The organism is Bradyrhizobium sp. UFLA05-153 (assembly GCF_054185185.1).
This window is the reverse complement of sequence record NZ_JBBIAM010000035.1, coordinates 1-25147: the sequence shown is the minus strand read 5'-3', so window position 1 is coordinate 25147 and position 25147 is coordinate 1. Positions and strand designations below refer to the sequence as shown.

The 25147-nt window shown below is 64.6% G+C and carries 29 protein-coding genes; 18 read left to right on the top strand and 11 right to left on the bottom strand.

The features are described 5' to 3' along the window. Positions 1–51: 51 nt before the first annotated feature. Together lepB and tldD are read right to left on the bottom strand one after the other, a co-directional pair. Positions 52–864, bottom strand: a complete 813-nt coding sequence (gene lepB, locus Q2941_RS21595) for a signal peptidase I (protein WP_027521445.1) — start codon at positions 862–864, stop codon at positions 52–54. Further along, complete coding sequence (tldD, locus tag Q2941_RS21590) at positions 861–2288, bottom strand: metalloprotease TldD (RefSeq protein WP_027521444.1); 1428 nt, start codon at positions 2286–2288, stop codon at positions 861–863. Before tldD ends, lepB begins: the two co-directional genes overlap by 4 nt. A gap of 197 nt (positions 2289–2485) precedes the next feature. On the opposite strand from tldD, the gene Q2941_RS21585 reads away from it, so the two are divergent. Further along, the gene (locus tag Q2941_RS21585) at positions 2486–2773 is read left to right on the top strand and encodes a hypothetical protein (protein ID WP_458193655.1); all 288 of its coding nucleotides are present in this window, start codon (positions 2486–2488) and stop codon (positions 2771–2773) included. 293 nt (positions 2774–3066) lie between these two features. On the opposite strand, the gene Q2941_RS21580 is transcribed toward Q2941_RS21585, so the two are convergent. Then, positions 3067–3603, bottom strand: a complete 537-nt coding sequence (locus Q2941_RS21580; RefSeq protein WP_027521442.1) for an invasion associated locus B family protein — start codon at positions 3601–3603, stop codon at positions 3067–3069. A gap of 453 nt (positions 3604–4056) precedes the next feature. On the opposite strand from Q2941_RS21580, the gene coxB reads away from it, so the two are divergent. From coxB to Q2941_RS21510, 14 genes are all read left to right on the top strand, one after another. Continuing rightward, positions 4057–4896: a cytochrome c oxidase subunit II gene (coxB, locus tag Q2941_RS21575; protein WP_027521441.1), complete on the top strand. Its 840-nt coding sequence runs from the start codon at positions 4057–4059 to the stop codon at positions 4894–4896. A 69-nt stretch (positions 4897–4965) separates the two neighbouring features. After that, positions 4966–6591, top strand: a complete 1626-nt coding sequence (gene ctaD / locus Q2941_RS21570) for a cytochrome c oxidase subunit I (protein WP_254109244.1) — start codon at positions 4966–4968, stop codon at positions 6589–6591. 64 nt (positions 6592–6655) lie between these two features. Continuing rightward, positions 6656–7594: a heme o synthase gene (locus Q2941_RS21565; protein WP_254109243.1), complete on the top strand. Its 939-nt coding sequence runs from the start codon at positions 6656–6658 to the stop codon at positions 7592–7594. 7 nt (positions 7595–7601) lie between these two features. Then, entirely contained in the window at positions 7602–7766 is a 165-nt protein-coding gene (locus Q2941_RS21560; RefSeq protein WP_027521438.1) for a hypothetical protein, read from the top strand. Positions 7767–7771: 5 nt separating this feature from the next. Further along, entirely contained in the window at positions 7772–8422 is a 651-nt protein-coding gene (locus Q2941_RS21555; protein WP_254109242.1) for a cytochrome c oxidase assembly protein, read from the top strand. 77 nt (positions 8423–8499) lie between these two features. Continuing rightward, complete coding sequence (locus Q2941_RS21550) at positions 8500–9396, top strand: cytochrome c oxidase subunit 3 (protein WP_027521436.1); 897 nt, start codon at positions 8500–8502, stop codon at positions 9394–9396. 81 nt (positions 9397–9477) lie between these two features. Further along, positions 9478–9864, top strand: coding sequence for a DUF983 domain-containing protein (locus Q2941_RS21545; RefSeq protein ID WP_027521435.1), 387 nt, complete (start codon positions 9478–9480; stop codon positions 9862–9864). After that, on the top strand, positions 9861–10616 hold the full coding sequence (locus Q2941_RS21540) for an SURF1 family protein (RefSeq protein ID WP_027521434.1): 756 nt from the start codon (positions 9861–9863) through the stop codon (positions 10614–10616). The genes Q2941_RS21545 and Q2941_RS21540 overlap by 4 nt, the downstream gene beginning before the upstream one ends. Before the next feature lie 116 nt (positions 10617–10732). Next, on the top strand, positions 10733–11098 hold the full coding sequence (locus Q2941_RS21535) for a nuclear transport factor 2 family protein (RefSeq protein WP_027521433.1): 366 nt from the start codon (positions 10733–10735) through the stop codon (positions 11096–11098). 154 nt (positions 11099–11252) lie between these two features. Beyond that, positions 11253–11897, top strand: coding sequence for a response regulator transcription factor (locus tag Q2941_RS21530; protein WP_027521432.1), 645 nt, complete (start codon positions 11253–11255; stop codon positions 11895–11897). A 455-nt stretch (positions 11898–12352) separates the two neighbouring features. Continuing rightward, positions 12353–13771, top strand: a complete 1419-nt coding sequence (gene thrC / locus Q2941_RS21525; protein ID WP_027521431.1) for a threonine synthase — start codon at positions 12353–12355, stop codon at positions 13769–13771. Further along, on the top strand, positions 13768–15057 hold the full coding sequence (locus Q2941_RS21520; RefSeq protein ID WP_027521430.1) for a M16 family metallopeptidase: 1290 nt from the start codon (positions 13768–13770) through the stop codon (positions 15055–15057). Before thrC ends, Q2941_RS21520 begins: the two co-directional genes overlap by 4 nt. 44 nt (positions 15058–15101) lie before the next feature. After that, positions 15102–15689, top strand: coding sequence for a GNAT family N-acetyltransferase (locus Q2941_RS21515; RefSeq protein ID WP_027521429.1), 588 nt, complete (start codon positions 15102–15104; stop codon positions 15687–15689). A 91-nt stretch (positions 15690–15780) separates the two neighbouring features. Then, positions 15781–16461, top strand: a complete 681-nt coding sequence (locus Q2941_RS21510; protein WP_035661294.1) for a hypothetical protein — start codon at positions 15781–15783, stop codon at positions 16459–16461. Between the two features lie 241 nt (positions 16462–16702). Here the strand turns inward: Q2941_RS21510 and Q2941_RS21505 are convergent, their stop codons facing one another. The 5 genes from Q2941_RS21505 to Q2941_RS21485 form a co-directional block, all read right to left on the bottom strand. Next, complete coding sequence (locus tag Q2941_RS21505) at positions 16703–17188, bottom strand: F0F1 ATP synthase subunit B family protein (RefSeq protein ID WP_027521427.1); 486 nt, start codon at positions 17186–17188, stop codon at positions 16703–16705. Between the two features lie 5 nt (positions 17189–17193). Beyond that, positions 17194–17760, bottom strand: a complete 567-nt coding sequence (locus Q2941_RS21500) for a F0F1 ATP synthase subunit B (RefSeq protein WP_027521426.1) — start codon at positions 17758–17760, stop codon at positions 17194–17196. Between the two features lie 59 nt (positions 17761–17819). Next, positions 17820–18050: a F0F1 ATP synthase subunit C gene (locus Q2941_RS21495; RefSeq protein WP_027521425.1), complete on the bottom strand. Its 231-nt coding sequence runs from the start codon at positions 18048–18050 to the stop codon at positions 17820–17822. A gap of 53 nt (positions 18051–18103) precedes the next feature. After that, positions 18104–18853 (bottom strand): F0F1 ATP synthase subunit A, encoded by a 750-nt coding sequence (locus Q2941_RS21490; protein ID WP_027521424.1) that lies wholly within the window; start codon positions 18851–18853, stop codon positions 18104–18106. A gap of 108 nt (positions 18854–18961) precedes the next feature. After that, positions 18962–19336 (bottom strand): AtpZ/AtpI family protein, encoded by a 375-nt coding sequence (locus tag Q2941_RS21485; protein ID WP_027521423.1) that lies wholly within the window; start codon positions 19334–19336, stop codon positions 18962–18964. 346 nt (positions 19337–19682) lie between these two features. Between Q2941_RS21485 and Q2941_RS21480 the strand changes: the two genes are divergently transcribed. Both Q2941_RS21480 and Q2941_RS21475 read left to right on the top strand, forming a co-directional pair. Continuing rightward, the gene (locus Q2941_RS21480) at positions 19683–20204 is read left to right on the top strand and encodes a hypothetical protein (protein WP_458193654.1); all 522 of its coding nucleotides are present in this window, start codon (positions 19683–19685) and stop codon (positions 20202–20204) included. A gap of 153 nt (positions 20205–20357) precedes the next feature. Next, the gene (locus Q2941_RS21475; RefSeq protein ID WP_027521421.1) at positions 20358–20828 is read left to right on the top strand and encodes a secondary thiamine-phosphate synthase enzyme YjbQ; all 471 of its coding nucleotides are present in this window, start codon (positions 20358–20360) and stop codon (positions 20826–20828) included. 83 nt (positions 20829–20911) lie between these two features. Here Q2941_RS21475 and Q2941_RS21470 read toward each other — a convergent pair whose 3' ends face one another. Beyond that, positions 20912–22537 (bottom strand): MFS transporter, encoded by a 1626-nt coding sequence (locus Q2941_RS21470; protein ID WP_254113497.1) that lies wholly within the window; start codon positions 22535–22537, stop codon positions 20912–20914. Between the two features lie 341 nt (positions 22538–22878). On the opposite strand from Q2941_RS21470, the gene Q2941_RS21465 reads away from it, so the two are divergent. Then, the gene (locus tag Q2941_RS21465; protein WP_027521419.1) at positions 22879–23550 is read left to right on the top strand and encodes a response regulator transcription factor; all 672 of its coding nucleotides are present in this window, start codon (positions 22879–22881) and stop codon (positions 23548–23550) included. Positions 23551–23578: 28 nt separating this feature from the next. Here the strand turns inward: Q2941_RS21465 and Q2941_RS21460 are convergent, their stop codons facing one another. Beyond that, complete coding sequence (locus Q2941_RS21460) at positions 23579–24433, bottom strand: class I adenylate-forming enzyme family protein (protein ID WP_254109240.1); 855 nt, start codon at positions 24431–24433, stop codon at positions 23579–23581. 150 nt (positions 24434–24583) lie between these two features. After that, positions 24584–25147: response regulator (locus Q2941_RS21455; protein ID WP_458193653.1), on the bottom strand; the 564-nt coding region annotated here is incomplete at its 5' end.

Below are 25147 nucleotides of genomic sequence, written 5' to 3'. Positions count from 1 at the left end.
TGGCGGGCACGCTTTCGCTGTGCCCAGCCTACGATCTTCCGGCTCCGTGCCTCACTTCACCGCGGTGAAGAACCGGGCCATCCGGAAGCCCGAGAGCCAGGTCCACATCGGCTGGCTGCGCATGCCGAGATCCCAGGAGCCGAGTACTGCGTCGGCGCGGCCGACGAGATTGTCGATCGGCAACAGCCCGACGCCGCCGGAGCGCAGCGACACGCGGCTGTCGGCGGAGTTGTCCCTGTTGTCGCCGAGCACGAAGAGATGCCCGGCCGGCACCGTCACTTCCGGCGTGTTGTCGAGCGGGCCGTTGTCGCGCATCTTGAAAATGAGATGCGAGACGCCATTCGGCAGCGTCTCGACATAGCGATAGGCGGGCTCGTTGCCGCCGTTGTCGTCCTCAGCCTGGCCGACGCCATCGGGCTTCAGCTCCGCAGGACGGTCGTTGATGAAGAGCTGGCCCTGCCGCATCTGGATGCGGTCGCCGGGCAGACCGACCACGCGCTTGACCCAGGCCTGCGAGCGGTCGCCGGGCCAGCGGAACACGACGACGTCGCCGAGCTTCGGCGTCTCGGCGAAGACGCGGCCGGTTTCCGGCAGGTTGATCTGGATCGGCAACGACGAGGTGCCGTAGCCATAGGGGAATTTCGAGGCGAGCAGCGCGTCGCCGATCAGCAAGGTCGGCTCCATCGAGCCCGACGGCACGTAGAATGGCTCGGCCAGCGCACCCTTGGCGATGAACACGGCGGCGACGATGCCGGCAAGCTGCACGAGCTGTCCGCGCCAGGTGCCGCTCTTGCCGCTGTTCTTGCCGCCGCTCTTGCCGCTGCTCTTGGGCTTGGTTGTTGCAGTCATTTTCTCAACGCTCATGCGCCCGTACCACCCACCGTAATCCGTTCCATCAGAAGCGTCGGCTGGCCGACGCCGACCGGCACGCCCTGGCCGTTCTTGCCGCAGGTACCGATGCCGGTATCGAGCGCGAGATCGTTGCCGATTGCGCGGATGCGATGCAGGTCGGTCGGCCCGTTGCCGATCAGCATGGCGCCCTTCAGCGGCGCGCCGATCTTGCCGTTCTCGATCTTGTAGGCCTCGGTGCACTGGAAGACGTATTTGCCCGAGGTGATGTCGACCTGGCCGCCGCCGAAATTCGCGGCGAAGACGCCGTTCTTCACCGAGGCGAGGATCTCGCCCGGCTCGCGGTCGCCCGCGAGCATGTAGGTGTTGGTCATGCGCGGCATCGGCACATGGGCGTAGCCCTGCCGGCGACCGTTGCCGGTCGGTTTCATGTTCATCAGGCGCGCGTTCTGGCGGTCCTGCATATAGCCGACCAGGATGCCGTCATCGATCAGCACCGTGCGGTTGGTCGGCGTGCCCTCGTCGTCGATCGACAGCGAGCCGCGCCGTGAGGCAATGGTGCCGTCGTCGACCACGGTGACGCCCTTGGCCGCCACCTGCTGGCCCATCAGCCCTGCAAACGCCGAGGTCTTCTTGCGGTTGAAGTCGCCCTCCAGGCCATGGCCGACCGCCTCATGCAACATGACGCCGGGCCAGCCGGCGCCAAGCACCACGTCCATCTCGCCGGCGGGCGCCGGCACGGATTCCAGATTCACCAGCGCCTCGCGCAGCGCGCCGTCAGCTGCGTCGCGCCAGTTCCTGGTCTCGATGAATTCGGCATAGCCGGCACGGCCGCCATAGCCCTTGCTGCCGCTTTCCTGACGATCGCCCTGGCCGGCGACAACGGAAATGTTCACGCGCACCAACGGGCGGATGTCGCGATAGCTCTCGCCATCGGGGCGGAGGATTTCAACCACCTGCCAGGTCGCCCCTATACTCACGCTGACCTGCCGCACGCGCGGATCCTTGTCGCGCAAATACGCGTCGATCTCCGCGAGCAGCTTGACCTTGGCTTCAAAACCCGGCGCATCCAGCGGATTGTCGTCGGCATAGAGCCGCACATTGGTATGCGGCGGCGGCGCGGCAAAGCTTCCCGAATAGCCGCCGCGGACTGCTGCGACCGCATCGGCCGCGCGGATCAGCGCCGGCAGCGACACGTCGGAGGAATGCGCGTAGCCGACCGCGTCGTCTTTCACGGCGCGCAGGCCAAAGCCCTGCGAGGTGTCATAGGTCGCCTGCTTCAGCCGCCCATTGTCGAACATCAGCGCTTCGGTCTGGCTGTATTCCAGGAACAATTCGCCGTCGTCGGCGCCCGAAAGCCCGCGCGCGACTTCGTGGCGAACCTGGTCGCGATCGAGATTGGCGCGGTCGAGCAGGGAGGTCGTGGCAGGGTTGGTCATCGGCGATCCATTATCGGGAGATGTGGGGCAAGATAATGGTTTCAAAAGCGTTCGGCGAGGGGGGCGGGCCGTCACATTACTGAAACGACATGGTCGGGATCGCACCCGGCCAGCCTTTCGATTGGCCTCGTCTTAAGCCGGTTTTCAAGGTTTTCAGCCTATACGGGCGCACACCTGTGTGAACCGGCGGCCAAAGCATGTGGAATTCCCTGCTTGCATTCTGGGATCAGTATCACGGCCTGATCATCGGCTTTGCCGTGCTGGCTCTGGTCCTGTTCGTCAACCAGCTCATCTACCGCCGTGGCTGGAAATCCTACCCCACGCGCGAACAGTACGTCGCGGCCCATCCAGGCTCAGCGACGGCGGGCGGCGTCGTCTGCGCCAAGTGCCGACAGAAGGCGGCCGGAATGGCTGTCGCCAGTGCCGGCCGCATCTACCGCTGCACCTGGTGCGAGACGGAGCTTTATCGCGTCGACAGGGCGTGAGGTGCGGGCGAGCGGCCCACACTCCCGTCATTGCGAGCGCAGCGAAGCAATCCAGACTGCAATCCGCGGAAAGACTCTGGATTGCTTCGTCGCAAGAGCTCCTCGCAATGACTCGAGTGGCTAGGGTCCACTCCATCACCGTCACCACCGCGCAATGGCGAAGCCATTGTCGCTGGAGGTGCTGGAGCGTAGCGGAGGGCTCGAAGGGCGACGGCCCGGCCGGCCATTCTGCCGTTCATCCTTCGAGGCGAGCCTTGCGGCTCGCACCTCAGGATGTCGGGACTGGCATCGCCCTACGGCAACTTGTCATAGCCCTCGCCGAGCCCGTTCAAGCTGAGCGGGAAGCCGATGCCTTCCTCGGGGGTTTCGAAGATGATGAAGGTCGCGGTCTTGGCTGAACGGAGTTGGCCGAGCAGCTTGTCCTCCAGGACGACCTCGGCGACGCAGCCGTTTGGCAGGCAGCGGACAAAGCCGGCGCGGCCGACGTCCTGGTTGTCGAGCTTCAGCCCGAGGCCGGAGGGCAGCAGCACGCCGAGCGGCGCGACCACCCGCATCAGGCGGCTCTTCTGGTCGGCGGTCTTCAGCACGATCACGGTCAGGCCGGCATTGGAGCGGTCCTCGGCGACAACGCTCTGGATCAGGGCGCATTGCTCGGCCTGGGCCCCCGGCGGGGTGTCGCAGCGGATCTGCCAGTCACCATGGACCGAGCGCACCGCGCCTTGCGCATGCGCAAGGCCCGGCAGGAGGAGGACGGCGGCCACCAGAAAACAGGCCAGCGTGCCAAAATGGCGGTAAGGAGCGGGTTTCGCCATGCGTGTCGAAAGCCCCATCGGGGTCGATCCCTCTGTTCGCAACCTGCTTGGGCGGCTTCGCTTTCACTCAGGTACGGAAATGACGGCGGCTTGAAGGCGGATCCCAAGCAACCAACAAGCAAATCTCGCGCCGCGCCGGTCGCCTTTTCCCGCGCGAATCAGGCTCCTGCGGGGGCGGCCGATCAGTGCCTACAGCGGGCAATCCTGCTGTCAAGCCGCGACACTCCCGGGACCGCTCATTTTGTCTGAAATATCTTGCGTGTGATGGCTGGCAGACCGGGCTCAAGACTGCATTGCGATACATCAAGAATTATGGTTTGAGAGGCTTGATTTCGGCGTTCTAGCGATCTGGCCCCAATTCCTCTTAGAGGTATTCTTGCGCGGCGGTTTGTCGGACGGGCGGATCGAATAAGCGTTCCCCAAAAATAGGGGAGCGCATTGGGGTGATTTCGTAAGGGGAGCGCGAGCGGCATGAGGATGTCGATGGGCCGGATGGGCCGGCACTTGCTGGGATTGGCCGTAGCTGGCCTGACGCTGGCCACTGGTGGCGCGGCATTTGCCGAGCTGGGTCAGCCGGCGCCGTGGGAGTGGACACTCCAGCAATCCGGTTCCCCGGTGATGGACAACATCGTCTGGTTCCACAATTTCCTGTTCGTGCTCATCACCGTGATCACGCTGTTCGTGCTTGCGCTGCTGGTGATCGTGGTCGTGAAGTTCAACGCGAGAGCCAATCCGGTGCCGTCGCGGACCACCCACAACACGCTGATCGAGGTGCTCTGGACGCTGGTGCCGGTGCTGATCCTGGTCGGCATTGCGGTGCCGTCGTTCCGCCTCCTGTTCCTCGAGCTCGACGTGCCGAAGGCGGACCTCACCATCAAGGCCACCGGCAAGCAGTGGTACTGGTCCTACGCCTATCCGGACAACGGCAAGTTCGAGTTCGACTCGCTGATGGCGCAGGACAAGCAGCCCCGCCTGCTCGGCGTCGACAACGAGATGGTGGTGCCGGTCAACAAGGTGATTCGCGTCCAGACCACCGGCGCCGACGTCATCCACGCCTTCGCGTTGCCGGCCTTCGGCGTCAAGATCGACGCGATTCCGGGCCGCCTGAACGAGACCTGGTTCAAGGCGACCAAGACCGGCATGTATTACGGCCAGTGCTCGGAGCTCTGCGGCAAGGACCATGCCTTCATGCCGATCGCGATTCGCGTGGTCAGCGACCAGGAATTCGCCTCCTGGGTTGATACGGCGAAGAAGAAATTTGCGAGCGGTGGCACGAGCACTTACGCCTCCGCGGCCGGCCCGGCGCAGTAAGCGCCGGTTCAGGGGACGAAAGGGCGGGACCTCTCGGGGTCCGAACGGGACGCAAGGCAGGATTTGAAAATGGCAACGAGTGCAGCGACACACGGCGATCACGCCCAAGACCACGCACACGACGATCACGGCCATCCGACCGGATGGCGGCGCTACGTCTATTCGACCAACCACAAGGACATCGGCACGATGTACCTAATCTTCGCGGTCATCGCGGGCATCATCGGTGCGGCGATGTCGATCGCGATCCGCGCCGAGCTGATGTATCCGGGCGTGCAGATCTTCCACGAGACCCACACCTACAATGTGTTCGTGACCAGCCACGGCCTGATCATGATCTTCTTCATGGTCATGCCCGCGATGATCGGCGGCTTCGGTAACTGGTTCGTGCCGCTGATGATCGGTGCGCCGGACATGGCGTTCCCGCGCATGAACAACATCTCGTTCTGGCTGCTGCCGGCCTCCTTCGCGCTGCTGCTCTGCTCGACCTTCGTCGAGGGCGAGCCGGGCGCCAACGGCGTCGGTGCGGGCTGGACCATCTACGCGCCGCTGTCGACCACGGGTCATCCGGGCCCGGCCGTCGATTTCGCGATCCTGTCGCTGCACCTTGCCGGTGCCTCCTCGATCCTGGGCGCGATCAACTTCATCACCACGATCTTCAACATGCGCGCACCGGGCATGACCCTGCACAAGATGCCGCTGTTCGTCTGGTCGATCCTGGTGACGGTGTTCCTGCTGCTGCTGTCGCTGCCGGTGCTCGCCGGCGCGATCACCATGCTGCTCACCGACCGCAACTTCGGCACCACCTTCTTCTCGCCGGACGGCGGCGGCGACCCCGTGCTGTTCCAGCACCTGTTCTGGTTCTTCGGCCACCCCGAGGTGTACATCCTGATCCTGCCCGGCTTCGGCATGGTCAGCCAGATCGTGTCGACCTTCTCGCGCAAGCCCGTGTTCGGCTATCTCGGCATGGCCTACGCCATGGTCGCGATCGGCGGCATCGGCTTCGTGGTGTGGGCGCACCACATGTACACGGTCGGCATGTCCTCGGCGACGCAGGCCTATTTCGTCGCCGCGACCATGGTGATCGCGGTGCCCACGGGCGTGAAGATCTTCTCGTGGATCGCCACGATGTGGGGCGGCTCGATCGAGTTCCGCGCGCCGATGATCTGGGCGGTGGGCTTCATCTTCCTGTTCACGGTCGGCGGCGTCACCGGCGTCGTGCTGGCGAATGCCGGCGTCGACCGCGTGCTCCAGGAGACCTACTACGTCGTCGCGCACTTCCACTATGTGCTGTCGCTCGGCGCGGTGTTCGCGATCTTCGCCGGCTGGTACTACTGGTTCCCGAAGATGACGGGCTACATGTACAACGAGACGCTCGCCAAGGCACACTTCTGGGTCACCTTCATCGGCGTCAATCTGGTGTTCTTCCCGCAGCACTTCCTCGGCCTGTCGGGCATGCCGCGCCGCTATGTCGACTATCCCGACGCGTTCGCGGGCTGGAACCTGATCTCCTCGATCGGCTCCTACATCTCCGGCTTCGGCGTGCTGATCTTCCTCTACTGCGTGTTCGACGCCTTCATCCGCAAGGAGCGGGCGGCCGACAATCCCTGGGGTGCCGGCGCAACCACGCTGGAGTGGACGCTGCCCTCGCCGCCGCCGTTCCACCAGTTCGAAGTGCTGCCCCGCGTGCAGTAAGCAACCCTTCGCCGCGGCGCCTGTTACGGGCGCCGCGGCTCTATAACGAAGCGAGTAGGTTTAAGTGTCGGTCCTCGATCAGAACGCTGTCGATATCAGGATCTCCGAGGCGGAGGTCGGCGACTACATCGCGCTCTTGAAGCCGCGGGTGATGTCGCTCGTGATCTTCACCGCGCTGGTCGGGCTGATGCTGGCGCCCGGGCATTTCCACCCCGTGCTCGCGATCACCTCGCTGCTCTGCATCGCGGTCGGCGCCGGCGCCTCCGGTGCGCTGAACATGGCGCTGGAAGGCGACATCGACGCCAAGATGTCGCGCACCGCGAACCGGCCAATCCCGCGCGGCCGCATCACCAAGCCCGAGGCGATGACCTTCGGCATGACGCTCGCCTTCTTCTCGGTGATGACGCTCGGCATTCTCGTCAACTGGATCGCGGGCGCGCTGCTTGCCTTCACCATCTTCTTCTACGTCGTGATCTACACGATGCTGTTGAAGCGCTGGACCGCGCAGAACATCGTGATCGGCGGCGCCGCCGGCGCGCTGCCGCCGGTGGTCGCCTGGGCCGCAGTGACCGGCACGGTCGACGTCGAGCCGCTGCTCCTGTTCCTCATCATCTTCTTCTGGACTCCGCCGCACTTCTGGGCGCTGGCGCTGTTCCGCTCCGACGATTACGCCCGTGCCGGCATCCCGATGCTGCCCAACGTCTCCGGTCCCGACGCGACGCGGCTGCAGATCCTGCTCTACACCGTCGTCCTGATCGCGGTGGCGGCGGCGCCCTGGGCGCTCGGTTATTTCGACTGGATCTACGGCGTCACCTCGCTGGTGCTCGGCGCCGGCATGCTGGTGCTCGCCAGCAACGTCTATATGCGGCGCGAGCGCAGCCAGTCGCTGCGGGCGACGCGCAAATTGTTTGCTTTCTCGATTCTTTATCTGTTCGCGCTGTTCGCGACCCTGCTCGCCGAGGTCGTGTTCCGCGCCCTTGCTCCGATGGTAGGGGGCGCATGACGCTGGCATGCCCGACAAACCCGAGCCAGATGGAATCGTCCTCACCGAGGCGCAGAAGAGGAGCCGCCGTCAGCGCTCGATCGCGATCGCGCTCGCGCTCGGCGTGCTCGTGGTGCTGTTTTTCGCGGTCACCATGGTCAAGGGACCAGCGGTGCTAGTTCGGCCATTGTAGGAAAGATGGATCAGAAGCCGACCATATCGCGGGATGAGAGCCGAAGGGCCACGAAGGGGCGTGGTCTTTTCAACGGTCTTGGCCGCGACGCACTGGTCGCCTCGATCTGTGGCGGCGTGGTCGCACTGATGGTCGGCGCCTCCTACGCGGCCGTGCCGTTCTACAACTGGTTCTGCCGCGCCACCGGCTTCAACGGCACCACTCAAGTCGCGACCTCCGCGCCTACCACCGGGCCGATCGCGCGCAAGATCGCGGTGCGCTTCGATTCCAACGTCGCGCCGGGCCTGCCCTGGAAGTTCGAGCCCGAGCAGACCGAGATCGAGGTCAATGTCGGCCAGGTCACGACCGTCTACTACACCGTGACCAACCAGGCCGCGCGCACCACCGCGGGGCAAGCGGCCTACAATGTCGCGCCGCTGACGGTCGGGTCCTATTTCCAGAAGATCAACTGCTTCTGCTTCACCGAGCAGACCATGGCGCCCGGCGAGAAGCGGGAGATGCCCGTGGTGTTCTATGTCGATCCATCGATCATCGACGATCACGACAATGACGGGCTGGGCACGATCACGCTGTCCTATACGTTCTATCCGGTGCGCGAGCCGGCGGTGAAGCCGCTCGCATCCGGCGAGGATGACAAGCGCAAAGGCAATCTTTGATCGCCGGGCTCAGATCCGGGGATTGGAATTAAAGGGGATAAGTGCCTGACGGGCACGGGCTAAGGAGAGAGACGGAAATGGCGACCGCGCAAGGCAAGCATCACGACTATCACCTGGTCGATCCGTCTCCGTGGCCGGCCGTCGGCTCGGTCTCGGCCTTCGTCATGGCATTCGGCGCCATCGCCTGGATGCACCACATGTTCGCGGCTGCGCCGATCATCTTCGGCTTCGGCACCGTCGGCGTGCTCTACACCATGGCGAGCTGGTGGGGCGACGTGATCAGGGAAGCCCAGTACAAGGGCGACCACACCCGCGTCGTGCAGCTGCACCACCGCTACGGCATGATCCTGTTCATCGCCTCCGAGGTGATGTTCTTCGTCGCCTGGTTCTGGGCCTTCTTCAACTCGGCGCTGTTCCCCGACTTCTCCATCCAGGCCACCCGTGACGCAGTCTTCGGTTGCGGACTGGGCACCGCGGCCGGCGCCTGCAGCGTGCCCGGCACCTGGCCGCCGCACGGCATCGAGACCTTCGATCCCTGGCACTTGCCGCTCCTCAACACGCTGATCCTCCTGACCTCCGGCACCACCGCGACCTGGGCGCACCATGCGCTGCTGGAGAACGACCGCCAGGGCCTCAAGTACGGTCTGATCCTTACCGTGCTCCTGGGCGCGACCTTTACCTGCGTGCAGGCCTATGAGTACAGCCACGCCGCGTTCTCCTTTGCCGGCAACATCTACGGCGCGACCTTCTTCATGGCGACCGGCTTCCACGGTTTCCACGTGCTGGTCGGCACCGTGTTCCTGCTGGTGTGCCTGGCGCGCGCCTATGCCGGTCACTTCACGCCGAAGCAGCACCTCGGCTTCGAGTTTGCCGCCTGGTACTGGCACTTCGTCGACGTGGTCTGGCTGTTCCTGTTCATCTGCATCTACGTCTGGGGTCGCGGCGCCGAGACCATGGCCCACGGCGCGCATTAACGCCCCGTCGATCGTGATACAAAGGGGCGGCCTCAAGGGCCGCCCCTTTTGCTTAAGGTGGGGAGAGGCGAAGGAAAGTGCATGACCGAGTATCCTCCCACGACCGTTTTCCAGAGCGCGATGCGCGGACTTGCCTGCAAATGCCCGCGCTGCGGACGGGGCAAGCTCTATGCAGGCTTTCTCACGCTCGCTCCGTCGTGTGAGGTCTGTGGCCTCGATTACGCCTTCATCGATTCCGGCGACGGGCCGGCGATCTTCATCATCATGCTGGCCGGCGCTATCGTGGTGGCCTGCGCGCTGATCGTCGAGGTCAAATACCAGCCGCCGTTCTGGCTGCATGCGGTGCTGTGGCTGCCGCTGATCCTGGCCACCACGCTGTTGCCGCTGCGCGCCATGAAGTCTCTGTTGATCGCGCTGCAATTCCACCACAAGGCGGCGCCGGGCCGGCTGGTCGATCGCGCGAAATGAACGGGACCGCGACGCGCCGCCGCGGCGTGGTGGGCTTTGGCCTGTTCACGCTCGCCATGATCGCAGCCTTCATCGCGCTCGGTGTCTGGCAATTGCAGCGCCGCGTCGCCAAGCATGAATTGATCGCAGCGCTGACCGAGCGGCTTGCAGCGCCGCCGGTCGCGCTGCCGCCGCCTCTACAGTGGAGCACGCTCAACGCGGCCAATGACGAGTTTCGCCGCGTGAGCTTCACGGCCACCTACGCGCCGCTTCCAGACGCCATGGTCTACAGCTCCGGCTCGGCCGTGCGCAAGGATGCCGCCGGTCCCGGCACCTGGGCCTTCCTGCCGGCACGGCTGCCGACCGGCGAGATGATCGTGATCGATGCCGGCTTCGTCGAGAATACGATGCAGGATCGGTCCGTCGAGGATCGTGCTGTAACCAAGCTCGTCACCGGCGGGCCGGTCGCGCTCACCGGATACTTGCGTTTTCCGGAAGCGCCGGGCTGGCTCACGCCTGCGGAGAATCGCACCAAGCGGCTGTGGTTCGTGCGCGATCAGCATCTGATGGCAAGTGCGCTCGGCTGGGGCGCGGTCGCACCATTCTACATCGATCTGGAACAGCCTGCGCCCGAGAACGGCATCCCGCGTCCCGGACCGCTCGACGTGCATCTGAAGGATGATCATCTGCAATACGCCATCACCTGGTTCACGCTCGCCGCCGCGGTGCTGATCGCGTTCGGCGTATGGGTGAGGGGACGGCGGCGGAGCTGATCCACCGGTTTCCGCGGCGGAACCCGGAATCTTCCGGGCTTTACCATTCAGCGTTCATTCGCGACTGTGGCCAAAAGCCGCGAAACGAATTCGCGTTAGCAGATCGGGATGGACGCGTGAGTGACTTCGACCAGATGGGCATTGTCGTCGACTGGCTGGACGCCTGTCGCAAGGGCGACCTCAGGTCGCTGATCGATCTCTACACCGATGATGCCAGCCTCGAATGCCAATGCGGGGGCACGCATCTCTACCACGGCCGCAGCGAGCTCGAAGCTTATTGGGGATCGCGGCTTGGGGCACTCTCCTCTGCCGGATTCGGGCTCGAGGACATCAGCCCCGCGCCGCAGGGCGTCGAGCTCGAATATTCGATTGCCGGCTCGTTGCGCATCCGCGCCAGCTTCGGCTTCAGCGCCGATGGCAAGATTTCCCGGACCACCTGCGCGCCGGCGCGGCAGAATCCGATGGACTGCTCTGCCTGCTAGCGGGGGAATGGCCCCGCGCCGCCAAATATGCAAACGGGCGCAGCCAGATGCACGTAGGGTCTTCCCCATTTAGTTAAATTCTAACGCAGGTCGCATTTTCACTCTTTCCAGTTGTTCCCGCTGGCTTATCTGTTTGGGAAAGCGAGCACGAACAATGCAAGACATCGTCAAGCCGGCCACGCGGATATTGATCGTCGACGACCATCCGGTCGTCGTATTCGGCTGCAGGTCGCTGTTCGCGTCAGATCACTCGATCCGGATCGACGAGGCCAGTGATGCAAAGTCCGGTCACCGCGCCTTCGTCAGCAAGCGTCCCGACGTCACCCTGATCGACATCAGCCTGCCTGACGTCTCCGGCTTCGAGCTGATGCGCCGTATCCGCAAGGACGATCCGGACGCCAAGATCATCATGCTCAGCACCAACGACGATCCGGCTTTTGTGGTCCGGGCGGTCGAGATGGGCGCACAGGGCTATGTCTCCAAGGGCGACGACATCAAGATCCTGGTCAAGGCGGTGCGCAAGGTCGCGGCCGGCGACAATTTCATCTCGCCGCAACTCGCGGAGGCCGTGACCTTTTCCGGCGCGGCGATCAAGGCGAACCCGGCCTCGCAGATGACGCCGCGGGAATTGGAAATCCTGCGGCTGTTAGGGCGCGGCGACAAGATCGTCGAGGTCGCCGAAGCGCTCGGCATCTCCTACAAGACCGTCGCCAACACCACGTCGCTGTTGAAGCAGAAGCTTGGCGCGAAAAACCACTCTGACCTGATCCGGATCGCGGTGGCGGTCGGGATGAACTGAGTTCGGTCGTCCCAACTGAACGGCCTTCCAGCGGCGGGAAAAAATAGCAGGCGTGTCACGCCGAGCTTCAAAGCGGAGCGCGATCCGCGATCATCGCTTTGGCAGGTTGCGGGAAAAGTTGGAACGTTCTCCGGCGCAAACCGTTTTTCCCTTGACGATGAGATGACACCCGACCAAAAGCTCACGGCGAATGATTTGACGAGGCCCTGGCCCACGAACCGGCCTCTGAACATGGGTAAAACCGGTCTGCACACGTAACGACAGACCCTTCCAGGAGAGGGCTGCGGCACCGCCGCAGCCCTTTTTCTTGCGCCGCTTTAGGCCGGGGGCGACACGGGAAGCGGTTTCCCGATGCGGCAAAACGCTTTATGGTGCCCTCCAGCTTGCTGCGGCAAGAGAAAGTAACTTCATTAAAATCAAAGGTTTAGGCGATCGGCCGGCCTTTGGAGGGCGGTTTGACTCGATATATCTCCACACGGGGCGAGGCCCCCGAGCTTGGCTTCTGCGACGTGATGCTGACCGGGCTTGCCCGCGATGGCGGGCTCTATGTGCCCCTCGCCTGGCCGCAGCTCTCGCCAGAGACGATCGCGGGATTCTTCGGCCGTCCCTATTGGGAGGTCGCGGTCGACGTGATCCGCCCGTTCACCGGCGGTGAGATCTCGGATGCCGATCTCGGCCGCATGGCGAACGAGGCCTATGCCACCTTCCGCCACCCGGCCGTGGTGCCGCTGCGCCAGATGTCGCCGCATCAATTCGTGCTGGAGCTGTTTCACGGTCCGACGCTCGCCTTCAAGGACGTCGCGATGCAGCTGATCTCGCGGCTGATGGATCACGTCCTCGCCAAGCGCGGCCAGCGCACCACCATCGCGGTCGCGACCTCAGGCGACACCGGCGGCGCCGCCGTCGAAGCCTTCGCGGGCCTGGAGAATGTCGACCTCATCGTGCTGTTTCCGCACAACCGCGTCTCCAACGTGCAGCAGCGCATGATGACGACGACGGGCGCCGCCAACGTGCATGCGCTCGCCATCGAAGGCACGTTCGACGATTGCCAGGCGCTGGTGAAGGGGATGTTCAACCATCACCGCTTCCGCGACACCGTCGCTCTGTCCGGAGTCAACTCGATCAACTGGGCGCGCATCGTGGCGCAGGTGGTCTACTACTTCACCTCCGCGGTCGCGGTGGGCGCGCCGGCGCGGCAGGTCGATTTCACGGTGCCGACCGGCAATTTCGGCGACATCTTTGCGGGCTACGTCGCCAAGCGCATGGGGCTTCCGGTGCGCACCTTGCGCATCGCCGCCAATGTCAACGACATCCTGGCGCGCACGCTCAAGACCGGCATCTACGAAGTGCGCGAGGTGCACGCCACCGCGTCGCCCTCGATGGACATCCAGATCTCCTCGAACTTCGAGCGGCTGATGTTCGAGGCGAGCCGGCGCGATGCGGCCGGCGTCCGCCGGCTGATGGATTCGCTGAAGCAGTCGGGACGCTTCGTGCTGCCCGACGCAACGCTCGCTGCGATCCGCGAGGAGTTCGATGCCGGCCGCGCGGACGAGACCGAAACCTCGGCTGCGATCCGTGCCGCCTGGCGTGAGGCCGGCGAGCTCGTCGATCCCCATACCGCAGTGGCCCTCGCGGTGGCCGATCGCGACACCACGGACACGACGGTGCCCAATATCGTGCTGTCCACCGCGCATCCCGCCAAATTCCCCGACGCGGTCGAGGCCGCCTGCAGCATGCGGCCGCAATTGCCGGCCTGGCTCGACGGCTTGATGACCAAATCCGAACACATGAAGGTGATGAAGAACGATCAGGCCGAGGTGGAGCGGTTCGTGTTGTCGGTTAGCCGCGCCGCAAAGCAGGGAGTTGCCGGATGAGCGTCGAGATCTCCAAGCTTGGCTCCGGCCTCACCGTCGTCACCGACAACATGCCCCATGTCGAGACCGCCGCGCTCGGCGTCTGGGCCGGCGTGGGCGGCCGCGACGAGAAGTCGAACGAGCATGGCATCTCGCACCTGCTCGAGCACATGGCCTTCAAGGGGACCACCCGGCGCTCCTCGCGCGAGATCGTCGAGGAGATCGAGGCAGTCGGCGGAGATCTCAACGCCGGCACCTCGACCGAGACGACGTCCTACTACGCGCGGGTGATGAAGGCCGACGTGCCGCTGGCGCTCGACGTGCTCGCCGACATCCTCGCCAATCCCGCCTTCGAGCCGGAAGAGCTCGAGCGCGAGAAGAACGTCATCGTGCAGGAGATCGGCGCTGCGCAGGACACGCCCGACGACGTCGTGTTCGAGCATCTCAACGAGCTCTGCTATCCCGACCAGCCGATGGGCCGCTCGCTGCTCGGCACCGCCAAGACGCTGCGCGGCTTCAACCGCGACATGCTGCGCGGCTATCTCTCCACGCATTATCGCGGCCCCGACATGGTGGTGGCTGCCGCAGGCGCGGTCGACCACCGTCAGGTCGTGGACGAGGTGGCGAAGCGGTTTGCGAGTTTCGAGGCGACGCCAGGGCCGAAGCCGGCGCCTGCGATGTTCGGCAAGGGCGGGGCCAAGGTGGTGCATCGCGAGCTCGAGCAGGCGCATCTGACGCTGGCGCTGGAAGGCGTGCCGCAGACCGATCCGTCGCTGTTCTCGCTCCAGGTCTTCACCAACGTCCTCGGCGGCGGGATGTCGTCGCGGCTGTTCCAGGAGGTGCGGGAGAAGCGCGGGCTGTGCTACTCGATTTACAGCTTCCATGCGCCCTATACCGATACCGGCTTCTTCGGGCTCTACACCGGCACCGATCCGGGGGACGCGCCGGAGATGATGGAGGTCGTCGTCGACATCATCAATGATTCGGTGGAGACGCTGACCGAGGCCGAGATCGCGCGCGCAAAAGCACAGATGAAGGCGGGCCTCCTGATGGCGCTGGAGAGCTGCTCTTCGCGCGCCGAGCAGCTCGCGCGGCATGTGCTGGCCTATGGGCGGCCCCAGACGGTGCAGGAGCTGGTGGCTCGAATCGATGCCGTCAGCGTCGAATCGACGCGAAATGCGGCGCGAGCGCTATTATCGCGGAGCCGCCCCGCGGTCGTTGCATTGGGCAGCGGCAGGGGTCTGGACACGGCAGTGTCTTTTGCGGAAGGATTGACCCGGGCGCGAGCCAAGGCAAGGCTCCACTAGGAGCTATGCCGAAAGGGCTCATGCTGCGCCCCGGGAAGCATCACATGGCCCTTTTTCGCTTGCCATCCAGTGGACCCGCCGCCCTCGCCCCGCGCGGCAACGGGCTGCTGTTGCGTGCGCCGCAGATGTCCGACTTCCTGCAATGGGCGCATCTGCGCGAGGGAAGCAGGGACTACCTGACGCCCTGGGAGCCGATCTGGCCGTCCGATGATCTCACTCGCTCGGGCTTCCGCCGGCGCCTGCGCCGCTATGCCGAGGACATCGCCGCGGACCGCTCCTATCCGTTCCTGATCTTCCGGGAACTCGACAGCGCCATGGTCGGCGGCATTACGCTTGCCAATGTCCGCCGCGGCATCGTCCAGGCCGGCACGATCGGCTACTGGGTCGGGCAGCCCTACGCCCATCGCGGCTATATGACCGCGGCGCTGCGGGTGCTGCTGCCGACCCTGTTCGGCGAGCTCAATCTGCACCGGGTGGAGGCCGCCTGCATCCCCACCAATGCGCCGTCGATCCGGGTGCTGGAGAAGTGCGGCTTCTCCCGCGAGGGGCTGGCGCGCCGCTATCTCTGCATCAACGGGGTCTGGCAGGACCATCTGTTGTTCGGCTTGCTGCACGAGGATTTCCGCGGCTAAGCAGGCCGAAAGTTACCGTGTCGTGTGCCTTGGGTTCGCCGATTTTGGCGATATAACGCGCAGCAGGCCGGCGATCTGCCGGGACATTGTCATGGAGTATGGTCCCTTGAAGGTGAGAGAGCTTCGGTCCTCGCAGACCGCGCTGCGGCGAGGTCCGGTGATGGCGCTGGCGTTGTCGATTGTGTTCGCGGCGGCCTCGCCGGCTACGGCGCAGTCGCTGACTGACCGGTTCAAGAGCCTCTTCGGCGGATCCTCGGACGAGCAGGCGCCCCAGACCACGACGCCGGCACCCGGCCAGCCGGCCGACGCCCAGACCGAGGTCGATTGCCCGCCGGTCACGGTGCGTTCGGGCGCGTCCACCTATGCCGTGGCCGTTCCCGGCAAGCAGGCGGTCGGCAACGACGTGCGCTACCAGGCCTCGATCACCAAGATGGCGCGCGAATGCGTCCGCAACGGCAGCGAGATCACCGCGCGGATCGGCATCCAGGGCCGTATCGTCGCCGGCCCCGCCGGTGCGCCGTCGTCTGTGGAGATTCCGCTGCGCGTCGCGGTGGTGCAGGGCGGTGTCGGCGAAAAGGTGATCGGGTCGAAGGCCTATCGCACCACGGTGGCGATGTCCGAGGACGGCAGCGTGCCCTTCACCTTCGTCGCCGAGGACATGGTCTATTCGATGCCGTCTGCCGCGACCGCCGATTCCTACATCTTCTACGTCGGCTTCGACCCGCAGGCGTTGTCGGGATCGTCGAAGGCGCCGGCGAAGAAGAAGAAATAAGCGGGTAGCTGGGGCCATCAATTCGGCTGTCATGCCCCGGCTTGACCGGGGCATCCGGTACGCCGCGGCTTCTCCGTATTCGTCACCGCCTCTGGAATACTGGATCGCCCGCCCCAGTGCGCAATTGCGCACAAGGCGGGCGATGACGACGAGAATCTGGAAAGCGTGCGAGCCCAACAACAGCCCACAAAAAAAGCCGGCGCTCATCGCGCCGGCTTTTCGATTTGTGAGGAAGCTCGCCTCAGTTCAGCTTCTGCCGGACCTCGGTGATGCCCTTGGCGAGGAGGTCGTCCGCGACCTTGCCCTTGACCGACTGCGACAGGATCGTGGAGGCGGCCTGGACGGCGGCCTCTGCGGCTGCGGCGCGGACGTCGGCGAGCGCCTGGGCCTCGGCGAGCGCGATCTTGCTCTCCGCGGTCTTGGTTCTGCGGGCGACGAAATCCTCCATCTTCGCCTTGGCTTCGGCCGCGATGCGTTCGGCTTCGGCCTTTGCGTTGGCGATGATGTCCTGGGCCTCACGCTCGGCGGAGGCGCTGCGGGCCTTGTAGTCGGCGAGCACCTTGGCCGCCTCCTGCTTGAGGCGCAGGGCGTCGTCGAGCTCGGCCTTGATGCGCTCGGCGCGGTGGTCGAGCGTGGTCAGCACGGTCTTGTGAATGCCGAGATAGCCAAACACGACCATCAGGATCACAAAGGCGACGGCGACCCAAAATTCAGGTTCGAAGAACATCTCGACTAACCTTTCAGGGACGCATCGACCGCGGCGTTGACCGACGCAGCGTCGGGAACGACGCCGGTCAGCCGCTGCACGATCGTGCCGGCCGCATCGGCCGCGATGCCGCGGACGTTGCCCATGGCAGTGGCGCGGGTCGAGGCGATGGTCTTCTCCGCCTCGGCGAGCTTTTTCGCCAATTGCTCTTCCAGCGTCTTGCGGTCGGCTTCCGCCTGCGCATTCGATTTTTCGCGGGTCTCGTTGCTGATCGCCTGGGCGCGCGAACGCGCCGAAGCGAGCTCGCCTTCATAGGCCTTCAGCGCCGCGTCGGACTGGTCCTTCAGCTTCTGCGCCTCGGCCAGATCACCGTCGATCTTGTTCTGACGCGCCTCGATCGCGCCGCCGACACGCGGCAGCGCAATGCGCGACACGATCAGATAGAGCGCGACGAAGAAGATCGCGAGCGACACCAGTTGCGATGGAAAGGTGCTGCTGTCGAACGGCGGAAAGCCTCCGCCGTGGTGACCGCCCTCGGCCTCGGTGTGAGCATTGGCCTCCGGGCCTTTTGCCCCGCCATGACTCTCAGCCATGGAGATCTCCTGTTGCTGTCATGCGCGCCGCCCGTAGGTCGGGCGGCGCGAACACGTCCTCAGAGCGGAACGAACAGCAGAAGCAGCGCGATCAGCAGCGAGAAGATGCCGAGCGCTTCGGTCACGGCGAAGCCGAAGATCAGGTTGCCGAACTGGCCCTGGGCGGCCGACGGATTGCGCACTGCGGCTGCGAGGTAGTTGCCGAAGAGGACGCCAACGCCGACGCCCGCACCGCCCATGCCGATGCACGCGATGCCCGCGCCGATAAGTTTTGCTGCTGCCGGATCCATTTTTGACTCCTTGGAAGAAAGATTGGGTTGTGGGTGGATATTCCCCGGACCGCTCAGTGTCCGGGATGAAGGGCGTCGTTGAGGTAGATGCAGGTCAGGATCGCGAACACGTAGGCCTGGAGGAACGCGACCAGAAGTTCGAGCGCGGTGAGCGCGACGGTAAGGGCGAGCGGCATCACGCCGCCGATCCAGCCGACGGCGCCGAGCGAGACGCCGAGCATGGCGACGAAGCCCGCGAACACCTTCAGCGCGATGTGGCCGGCCAGCATGTTGGCGAACAGACGCACGCTGTGCGAGACCGGCCGCAGTAAGAACGACAGGATCTCGATGAACATCACCAGCGGCAGGATGTAGCCGGGAACGCCGTGCGGCACGAAAATACTAAAGAATTTCAGGCCGTTCTTGTAGACGCCGTAGATCAGGACGGTGAAGAAGACCAGGAGCGCGAGCGTCGCGGTAATGATCAGCTGGCTCGCGACCGTGAAGGTGTAGGGGATGATGCCGATCAGGTTCGAGACGGCGATGAACATGAACAGCGAGAAGATCAGCGGGAAGAACTTCATGCCTTCCGCGCCGGCGTTGCTGCGGATCATGGTCGCGACGAATTCGTAGGAGATTTCGGCAACCGACTGCAGGCGGCCGGGAACGAGCTGGGTGCCGCTGGCGAGCATCAGGAGCGAGATCACCGCCACCGCCACCAGCATGTAGAGCGACGAATTGGTGAAGGCGATCGCGTGATTGCCGATATGGCCGATCGTGAAGAGAGGCTCGATATTGAACTGATGGATCGGGTCGATTGTCATCCGCGCGGCATCTCTCGGTCTGCCGGGCAAGCCGGCTGGTCTCGGTCAGCCGGCCGGGCCGGCCCGTACCGGCGAGGCCGGCACGATCAATTCCTCTGGCCTGAGGGGCTACGAACCACTGCGCCTGTTTTGACCCGCGCCCGCCGATCTCACCACGTTCACCACACCAGCCACGAAGCCGAGCAGCGTGAACACGATAAATCCGAAAGGCGACGTCGACAGCAAGCGGTCGAAACCCCAGCCAATCCCCGCTCCGACAATGACCCCGGCGATCAACTCGGAGGATAGCCGGAAACCAAGCGCCATCGCCGAGGCTCTGGCCGCTCTGTCTCCACCTTCACCTTCGGGTTGCTCGGTCTTGATCCTGCGGTCGCGAAATTCGGACAACCGCTGATTAAGACTTCCGAGCCTTGCGGAAAGCGCAGCTTCCTCAGGCGATTTATCGCCATTTCCATTCTCGCCGTGCCCCGTGCCTGTAGTCATGCAACGAAGACCCGAAACGCCGCGGTTGAATGGAAATTACGCCCGCCACCCTCGAAAGCCGCGCGGACCATACTGACCGCACATAATCAAGTCAAGCCAAGTCACGATTGCGTCGTTTTCGTTTATCTATTTGATATTACTTGCGATAACGCCGCGTTCCCCAGCGCTACACACAGCGTGACGCCGCACCGCAGCAGCTCGCGCCGCAATCAGCGGGCCTTGCCCGGATTTGGCCGCTGTGCGGATACCGAACGAGGTACGGAAATCAGTCATCCCGCCGGCGCGTTTTTCGCGTGCGGGGTGTAGGATTGCGGACAGGTCAGATCATTTCCGACGGAGCAGCGCCATGAGGTCAGCGACGTCATCCAGGACATCGTGGTTTTCGGCGGCCGTCATCGCCGTGGCTGTCGCGGCGGGTGGCGGTCTCGTTTTCGCGCAGGCGGCGCCCGACAGCGAGAACGGCCGCTACACGATGACGCCGACCCCGGACGGCGTGTTGCGGCTCGATACGCGCACGGGGGTCGTGTCCACCTGCTCGAACAACGGGGCGGGCTGGGCCTGCTACGCCGTACCCGACGAGCGCTCCGTGCTCGATGCCGAGATCGGCCGCCTGCAGGCCGAGCTCGAGAAGCTGAAGGCGCAGGTGGCCGCCGGGCCGACCGTCTCCGGCAAGGTCGAGGAGGCGCTGCCGAAATCTGACTCGCTGAAGAAGGCCGAGCCGAAAGCTGCGGAGAACAATCGCAAGATCGAGGTCCCGTTGCCGAGCGATCAGGACGTCGACCGCGTGGTGTCATTCCTGGAGCGTGCCTGGCGACGATTGATCGAGATGGCCAACCGCGTGCAGAAGGACGTGTCGGGGAAGATTTGAGGACCCGCTGGCGCGCCGATGCGTTGAGCCTTCGAAGGGTGGGCAAAGGCGCGTCAGCGCCGTGCCCACAGTCTTTTCACGATTGCTATAGAAGAGGTGGGCACGCTTCGCTTTGCCCGCCCTACTATGGCGTTCGATAGAGCGAGACCTTTCATGACATCGACCACGCGCTCCGCGCCATCGACCGTGCAGTCCGCGACGATCAGCACATCGTTGCTGACGGTGCACACTTCAGGCCGCGGTTTTATCGATCTCACCGCGGAAGCCGAGAAATTCGTGCGCGACGTTCATGCGCGCGAGGGCGCGCTGACGCTGTTCATCCGTCATACCTCGGCATCGCTGACGATCCAGGAGAACGCCGATCCCTCCGTGCTCGTCGATCTCACGACGGCGCTGTCGCGGCTCGCGCCGGAGAATTCCGGGTGGGTGCATGACCTCGAAGGGCCGGACGATATGCCGGCGCATATCAAGACCATGCTAACGGGGACATCGCTCCAGGTGCCGGTCCTGAAGGGCGAACTGGCACTCGGCACCTGGCAGGGGATCTATCTGGTCGAGCATCGCAAGGCGCCGCACCGCCGCGAGGTCGTGCTGCAATTCATCGGCCAGACCGGCATGGGCTGACAAAACAAAACCGGCCGCGGGATGCCGCGGCCGGTTTGCTATTGGCTTGCGCCGCCGGCGGCAGGCGCCGGCAGCTTGCGCGATCAGGTCGCCTTGATGTCGACGTCCTTGGTCTCAGGCAGGAACAGGAAGCCGACCACGGCGGTGATCACTGCGAACACGATCGGATACCAGAGGCCGGCATAGATGTCGCCGGTCGAGGCCACGATCGCGAACGCGGTCGCCGGCAACAGACCGCCGAACCAGCCGTTGCCGATGTGGTAGGGCAGCGACATCGAGGTGTACCGGATTTTGGTCGGGAACAGCTCGACCAGCATCGCCGCGATCGGCCCGTACACCATTGTGACGAAGATCACCAGGATGAACAGCAGGCCGATGATCGCGGCCACCTGCGGACGGAAGATGTCGAACGGATGCGCCATCTTAACGATGCCGGGGTCACCCGCCTTGGGATAACCGGCTGCCTGCACCGCCGCGAGGACGGCCGGGTTGCTGTCCTTGGCGTTGGCGTAGGGCACTTCCTTGCCGTTGACGACGACCTTGACGCCGGAGCCGGCCGTGCCCGGCATCGTCACGTATTTGACCGACGACTGGGACAGGAAGGCGCGCGCGGTGTCGCAAGGTGCGGTGAAGACGCGGGTGCCGACCGGGTTGAACAGGTCGCCGCAGCCCGCGGGATCTGCCCACACCTCGACCTTGCCCGATTCGATCGCCTTTTCCAGCGCCGGGTTGGCGTTGGTGGTGATCATCTTGAAGATCGGGAAGAAGGTCAGCGCCGCGATCAGGCAGCCGCCGAGGATGATCGGCTTGCGGCCGATCTTGTCGGACAGTGCGCCGAACACGACGAAGAAGCCGGTGCCCAGCAAGAGCGACCAGGCGATCAGCAGGTTCGCGGTGTAGCCGTCGACCTTCAGGATCGATTGCAGGAAGAACAGCGCATAGAACTGGCCGGTGTACCAGACCACGCCCTGACCCATGGTGCCGCCGAGCAGGGCGAGCAGCACGAGCTTGCCGTTCTGCCAGTTGGCGAAGGCTTCCGTCAGCGGCGCCTTGGAGCTCTTTCCTTCTTCCTTCATCTTCTGGAAGATCGGCGATTCATTGAGGCGGAGCCGGATCCAGACCGAGACACCAAGCAAGAGCACGGAGACCAGGAACGGAATGCGCCAGCCCCACTTGGCGAAGTCGGCTTCGCCGGTCGCGGTGCGGGTGAACAGGATCACCAGCAGCGACAGGAACAGACCGAGCGTCGCGGTGGTCTGGATGAAGGAGGTATAGTAGCCGCGTTTGCCGTTCGGCGCGTGTTCGGCAACGTAGGTCGCCGCCCCGCCATACTCGCCGCCGAGGGCGAGACCCTGGGCGAGGCGCAGCGCGATCAGGATCACGGGAGCTGCGAACCCGATCGTCGCGGCGTTCGGCAGCAGGCCGACGATGAAGGTCGACAGACCCATGATCAGGATGGTGACGAGGAAGGTGTATTTGCGGCCGACGATGTCGCCGATGCGGCCGAACACGATGGCGCCGAACGGGCGCACCAGGAAGCCTGCCGCGAAGGCCAGCAGCGCGAAGATGTCACGGGTCGCCGGCGGATAATCCGAGAAGAATTGCAGGCCGATGATGCCGGCGAGCGAACCGTAGAGGTAAAAATCGTACCACTCGAAGACGGTGCCGAGCGAAGAGGCGAGAATGACGAACCGTTCGTCCTTCGTCATCCCTCCCGCACGAGCCTGGGACACAGTCATTGTCGACATGTTGAGTTCGCTCCCCGAAAATCGTTTCCTCGCTCCCAGGTGTCCGGACGCGGCCGAACAGCCTCTGGGCTTGCCCCAAAGGTAACATCGCCGTGAAACCCGCCCCAATACGACTTTCGGCCTTTCGCACTGACGCGTGCCTGACGGCTGCTGGCATGCAATGCCGCGGGAGGTAGAAGATCGGGATTAACCCCTTTGCGGCAAAGGGATAATGTGTGCTTGCATGCCACGGCCGCTCGGGGAAGAATTGACCCGCCGGTGCCTCGGCTAATTGGCCCGACCACAACGACAGCAAGAGATCGATGAACGCTCCCGCAACCCGCCTCGTCATCGCCGATGATCATCCCCTGTTCCGCGATGCGCTGCGCCAGGCCGTGGCCGGCGTTCTGACCTCGGCGAGGGTCGACGAGGCTGGATCGTTCGAAGACCTGACCAAGCTCCTGGAACAGGATTCCGACGTCGACCTGGTCCTGCTCGACCTGTCGATGCCGGGAATTTCGGGCTTTTCCGGCCTGATCTATCTGCGTGCGCAATACCCGGCGATCCCGGTGGTCATCGTCTCGGCGTCCGACGACAGCGCCACGATCCGCCGCTCGCTCGACTTCGGCGCTTCCGGTTTCATTCCCAAGCGGTTCGGCGTCGAGACCCTGCGTGACGCCATCCTGAAGGTGATGGACGGCGACGTCTGGGTGCCGCCGGACACCGACCTCAACTCCGCCGCCGATCCCGACATGATGCGTCTGCGCGATCGCCTGGTGACGCTGACGCCGCAGCAGGTGCGGGTGCTGATGATGCTGTCGGAAGGTCTCCTCAACAAGCAGATCGCCTATGAGCTCGGCGTCTCCGAGGCGACCATCAAGGCCCACGTCTCCGCCATCCTGCAAAAGCTCGGCGTCGAAAGCCGCACCCAGGCCGTGATCGCCGCCGCCAAGATCGCCGGCGGCCAGTGGAAGCAGGGCACGCCGACGGAGTAGTCGGATGCCGGCCGGATTGATGCGTCTCTCAGGCTTGCTCGTCGGCGTTCCGCAGCAAGGACTGCAACTCCACGCGCTGGATCTTGCCGGCCGCGCCACGGGGAATTGCCGCGACGGAGAACAGACGGACCTTGCCCGCAATGCCGCGCTGGCGAAGGATGTCTTCAATCCGGTCGGCGCGCGCGTCCTTGCAATCGACCGTTGCGACCCAGATTTCCGGACCGCCGCCGGCACCGGCTGATTCGACCATGAGAGCCGCAGCGTCGGCGGCGTCCCACTCCAGTCGCACCAGATGCTCGATCTCGTAGACCGGCGAGACCTCGCGCGCCGCGGCCGAGGCAAAGTCGGCCGGTCGTATGTCCGAGGTCCGGCCGACCACGAAGACCTCTTCCGCAGCTGTGACCCAGCCAACGTCGCCGTGATCGGTCCAGGAGTCTTCGCCGCGGTCCGGATTGGGTTTGACGCGGGCCTTGACGATGCCCATTTCGCCGGGGGCACATTGGCTGCCGTCTTCCTTGAAACCGGCCATCTCGAACCCGGGCAGCACATGGCCGATCAGTCCGGGGTTTTGCAGCACCTTGCTGGCCGGCGCTTCAGCCAGCACGCCAAGCTCCGAGGTGCCGTAGCGGCAGGCGATGTTCTTGCACAGATAGACGGCCGCGCCTTCCAGCAAGGCGCGTGTGGGAATGCCGCCGGCGACCACGGTCGTGCGCAGGCTTCGCACGAGCGCACCGGTTTTTCGGGCCACGCGAACCAGCGAGACCAGTTGCTCGGTCGCGGTATAGAGCATGTCGATGCCGAACAGCTCGATCATCCGGATCGCCTGGTAGGGCGATGCTGCGAAGCACAGCGTCTTGCGGCGCGAAGCGCCTGTCCAAGCCATAAGGCAACGGGTTCCACACCGATAGTGCCCAATTTCTGAATAGGCTGTGCCCGTCGCGCCTCATTGTCTGGGCCTATGGCGACACGGATAGGCATGTGCCGCCCGATCGCACGGCCGACATGAACGAGGGTTCACATGGATGGTGGAGGGTTACTCCGCAGCCACCATCTGCTGCGTGCGCCATTGGCCAAGCAAAGCGCGCAGTGAAGCCGGCTTCACCGGCTTGTTCAGCACCGCGATCTGCTCCTCGCGCGCCGCGAGCTGCACGGCCGGGCTGCGGTCGGCGGTGATCAGGATGGCGGGGATGTTGTCGCCGAAGCGGCGGCGGATGTCGCGGATGGCGGCGATGCCGTTGCCGCGGTCGAGATGATAGTCGACGAGCAGGCCCGTCACGTTGCGGCCGGCCGCCTCGATCGCGCTGATCGCGCCCTCGGGATCGGCGACCGCGATGACCTCGGCATCCCAGGCCTTCAGCAGCGTGCGCATGCCGTCGAGGATCGCCGCGTCGTTCTCGATGCACACGATCAGCGCGCCGGCAATCGGTGTGCGTGCGAGCGGCGTGGCGCTGGTCACGGCCGCGGTATGGGTCGCAGCCTTCGCGGTCGGCACCGTCACCGAGAACATCGAGCCGCCGCTCGCATTGGCATCGATGGCGATGCCGTGCTTGAGCACTCGCGCCAGGCGCTCGACGATCGACAGGCCCAGCCCCAGGCC

Coding starts and splice junctions, on each gene's coding strand:
- lepB (WP_027521445.1), bottom strand. CDS start 864: ATGAGCGTTGAGAAAATGACTGCAACAACCAAGCCCAAGAGCAGCGGC.
- tldD (WP_027521444.1), bottom strand. CDS start 2,288: ATGACCAACCCTGCCACGACCTCCCTGCTCGACCGCGCCAATCTCGAT.
- Q2941_RS21585 (WP_458193655.1), top strand. CDS start 2,486: ATGTGGAATTCCCTGCTTGCATTCTGGGATCAGTATCACGGCCTGATC.
- Q2941_RS21580 (WP_027521442.1), bottom strand. CDS start 3,603: ATGGGGCTTTCGACACGCATGGCGAAACCCGCTCCTTACCGCCATTTT.
- coxB (WP_027521441.1), top strand. CDS start 4,057: ATGAGGATGTCGATGGGCCGGATGGGCCGGCACTTGCTGGGATTGGCC.
- ctaD (WP_254109244.1), top strand. CDS start 4,966: ATGGCAACGAGTGCAGCGACACACGGCGATCACGCCCAAGACCACGCA.
- Q2941_RS21560 (WP_027521438.1), top strand. CDS start 7,602: ATGCCCGACAAACCCGAGCCAGATGGAATCGTCCTCACCGAGGCGCAG.
- Q2941_RS21555 (WP_254109242.1), top strand. CDS start 7,772: ATGGATCAGAAGCCGACCATATCGCGGGATGAGAGCCGAAGGGCCACG.
- Q2941_RS21550 (WP_027521436.1), top strand. CDS start 8,500: ATGGCGACCGCGCAAGGCAAGCATCACGACTATCACCTGGTCGATCCG.
- Q2941_RS21545 (WP_027521435.1), top strand. CDS start 9,478: ATGACCGAGTATCCTCCCACGACCGTTTTCCAGAGCGCGATGCGCGGA.
- Q2941_RS21540 (WP_027521434.1), top strand. CDS start 9,861: ATGAACGGGACCGCGACGCGCCGCCGCGGCGTGGTGGGCTTTGGCCTG.
- Q2941_RS21530 (WP_027521432.1), top strand. CDS start 11,253: ATGCAAGACATCGTCAAGCCGGCCACGCGGATATTGATCGTCGACGAC.
- Q2941_RS21520 (WP_027521430.1), top strand. CDS start 13,768: ATGAGCGTCGAGATCTCCAAGCTTGGCTCCGGCCTCACCGTCGTCACC.
- Q2941_RS21515 (WP_027521429.1), top strand. CDS start 15,102: ATGGCCCTTTTTCGCTTGCCATCCAGTGGACCCGCCGCCCTCGCCCCG.
- Q2941_RS21510 (WP_035661294.1), top strand. CDS start 15,781: ATGGAGTATGGTCCCTTGAAGGTGAGAGAGCTTCGGTCCTCGCAGACC.
- Q2941_RS21505 (WP_027521427.1), bottom strand. CDS start 17,188: ATGTTCTTCGAACCTGAATTTTGGGTCGCCGTCGCCTTTGTGATCCTG.
- Q2941_RS21500 (WP_027521426.1), bottom strand. CDS start 17,760: ATGGCTGAGAGTCATGGCGGGGCAAAAGGCCCGGAGGCCAATGCTCAC.
- Q2941_RS21495 (WP_027521425.1), bottom strand. CDS start 18,050: ATGGATCCGGCAGCAGCAAAACTTATCGGCGCGGGCATCGCGTGCATC.
- Q2941_RS21490 (WP_027521424.1), bottom strand. CDS start 18,853: ATGACAATCGACCCGATCCATCAGTTCAATATCGAGCCTCTCTTCACG.
- Q2941_RS21485 (WP_027521423.1), bottom strand. CDS start 19,336: ATGACTACAGGCACGGGGCACGGCGAGAATGGAAATGGCGATAAATCG.
- Q2941_RS21480 (WP_458193654.1), top strand. CDS start 19,683: ATGAGGTCAGCGACGTCATCCAGGACATCGTGGTTTTCGGCGGCCGTC.
- Q2941_RS21475 (WP_027521421.1), top strand. CDS start 20,358: ATGACATCGACCACGCGCTCCGCGCCATCGACCGTGCAGTCCGCGACG.
- Q2941_RS21470 (WP_254113497.1), bottom strand. CDS start 22,537: ATGACGAAGGACGAACGGTTCGTCATTCTCGCCTCTTCGCTCGGCACC.
- Q2941_RS21465 (WP_027521419.1), top strand. CDS start 22,879: ATGAACGCTCCCGCAACCCGCCTCGTCATCGCCGATGATCATCCCCTG.
- Q2941_RS21460 (WP_254109240.1), bottom strand. CDS start 24,433: ATGGCTTGGACAGGCGCTTCGCGCCGCAAGACGCTGTGCTTCGCAGCA.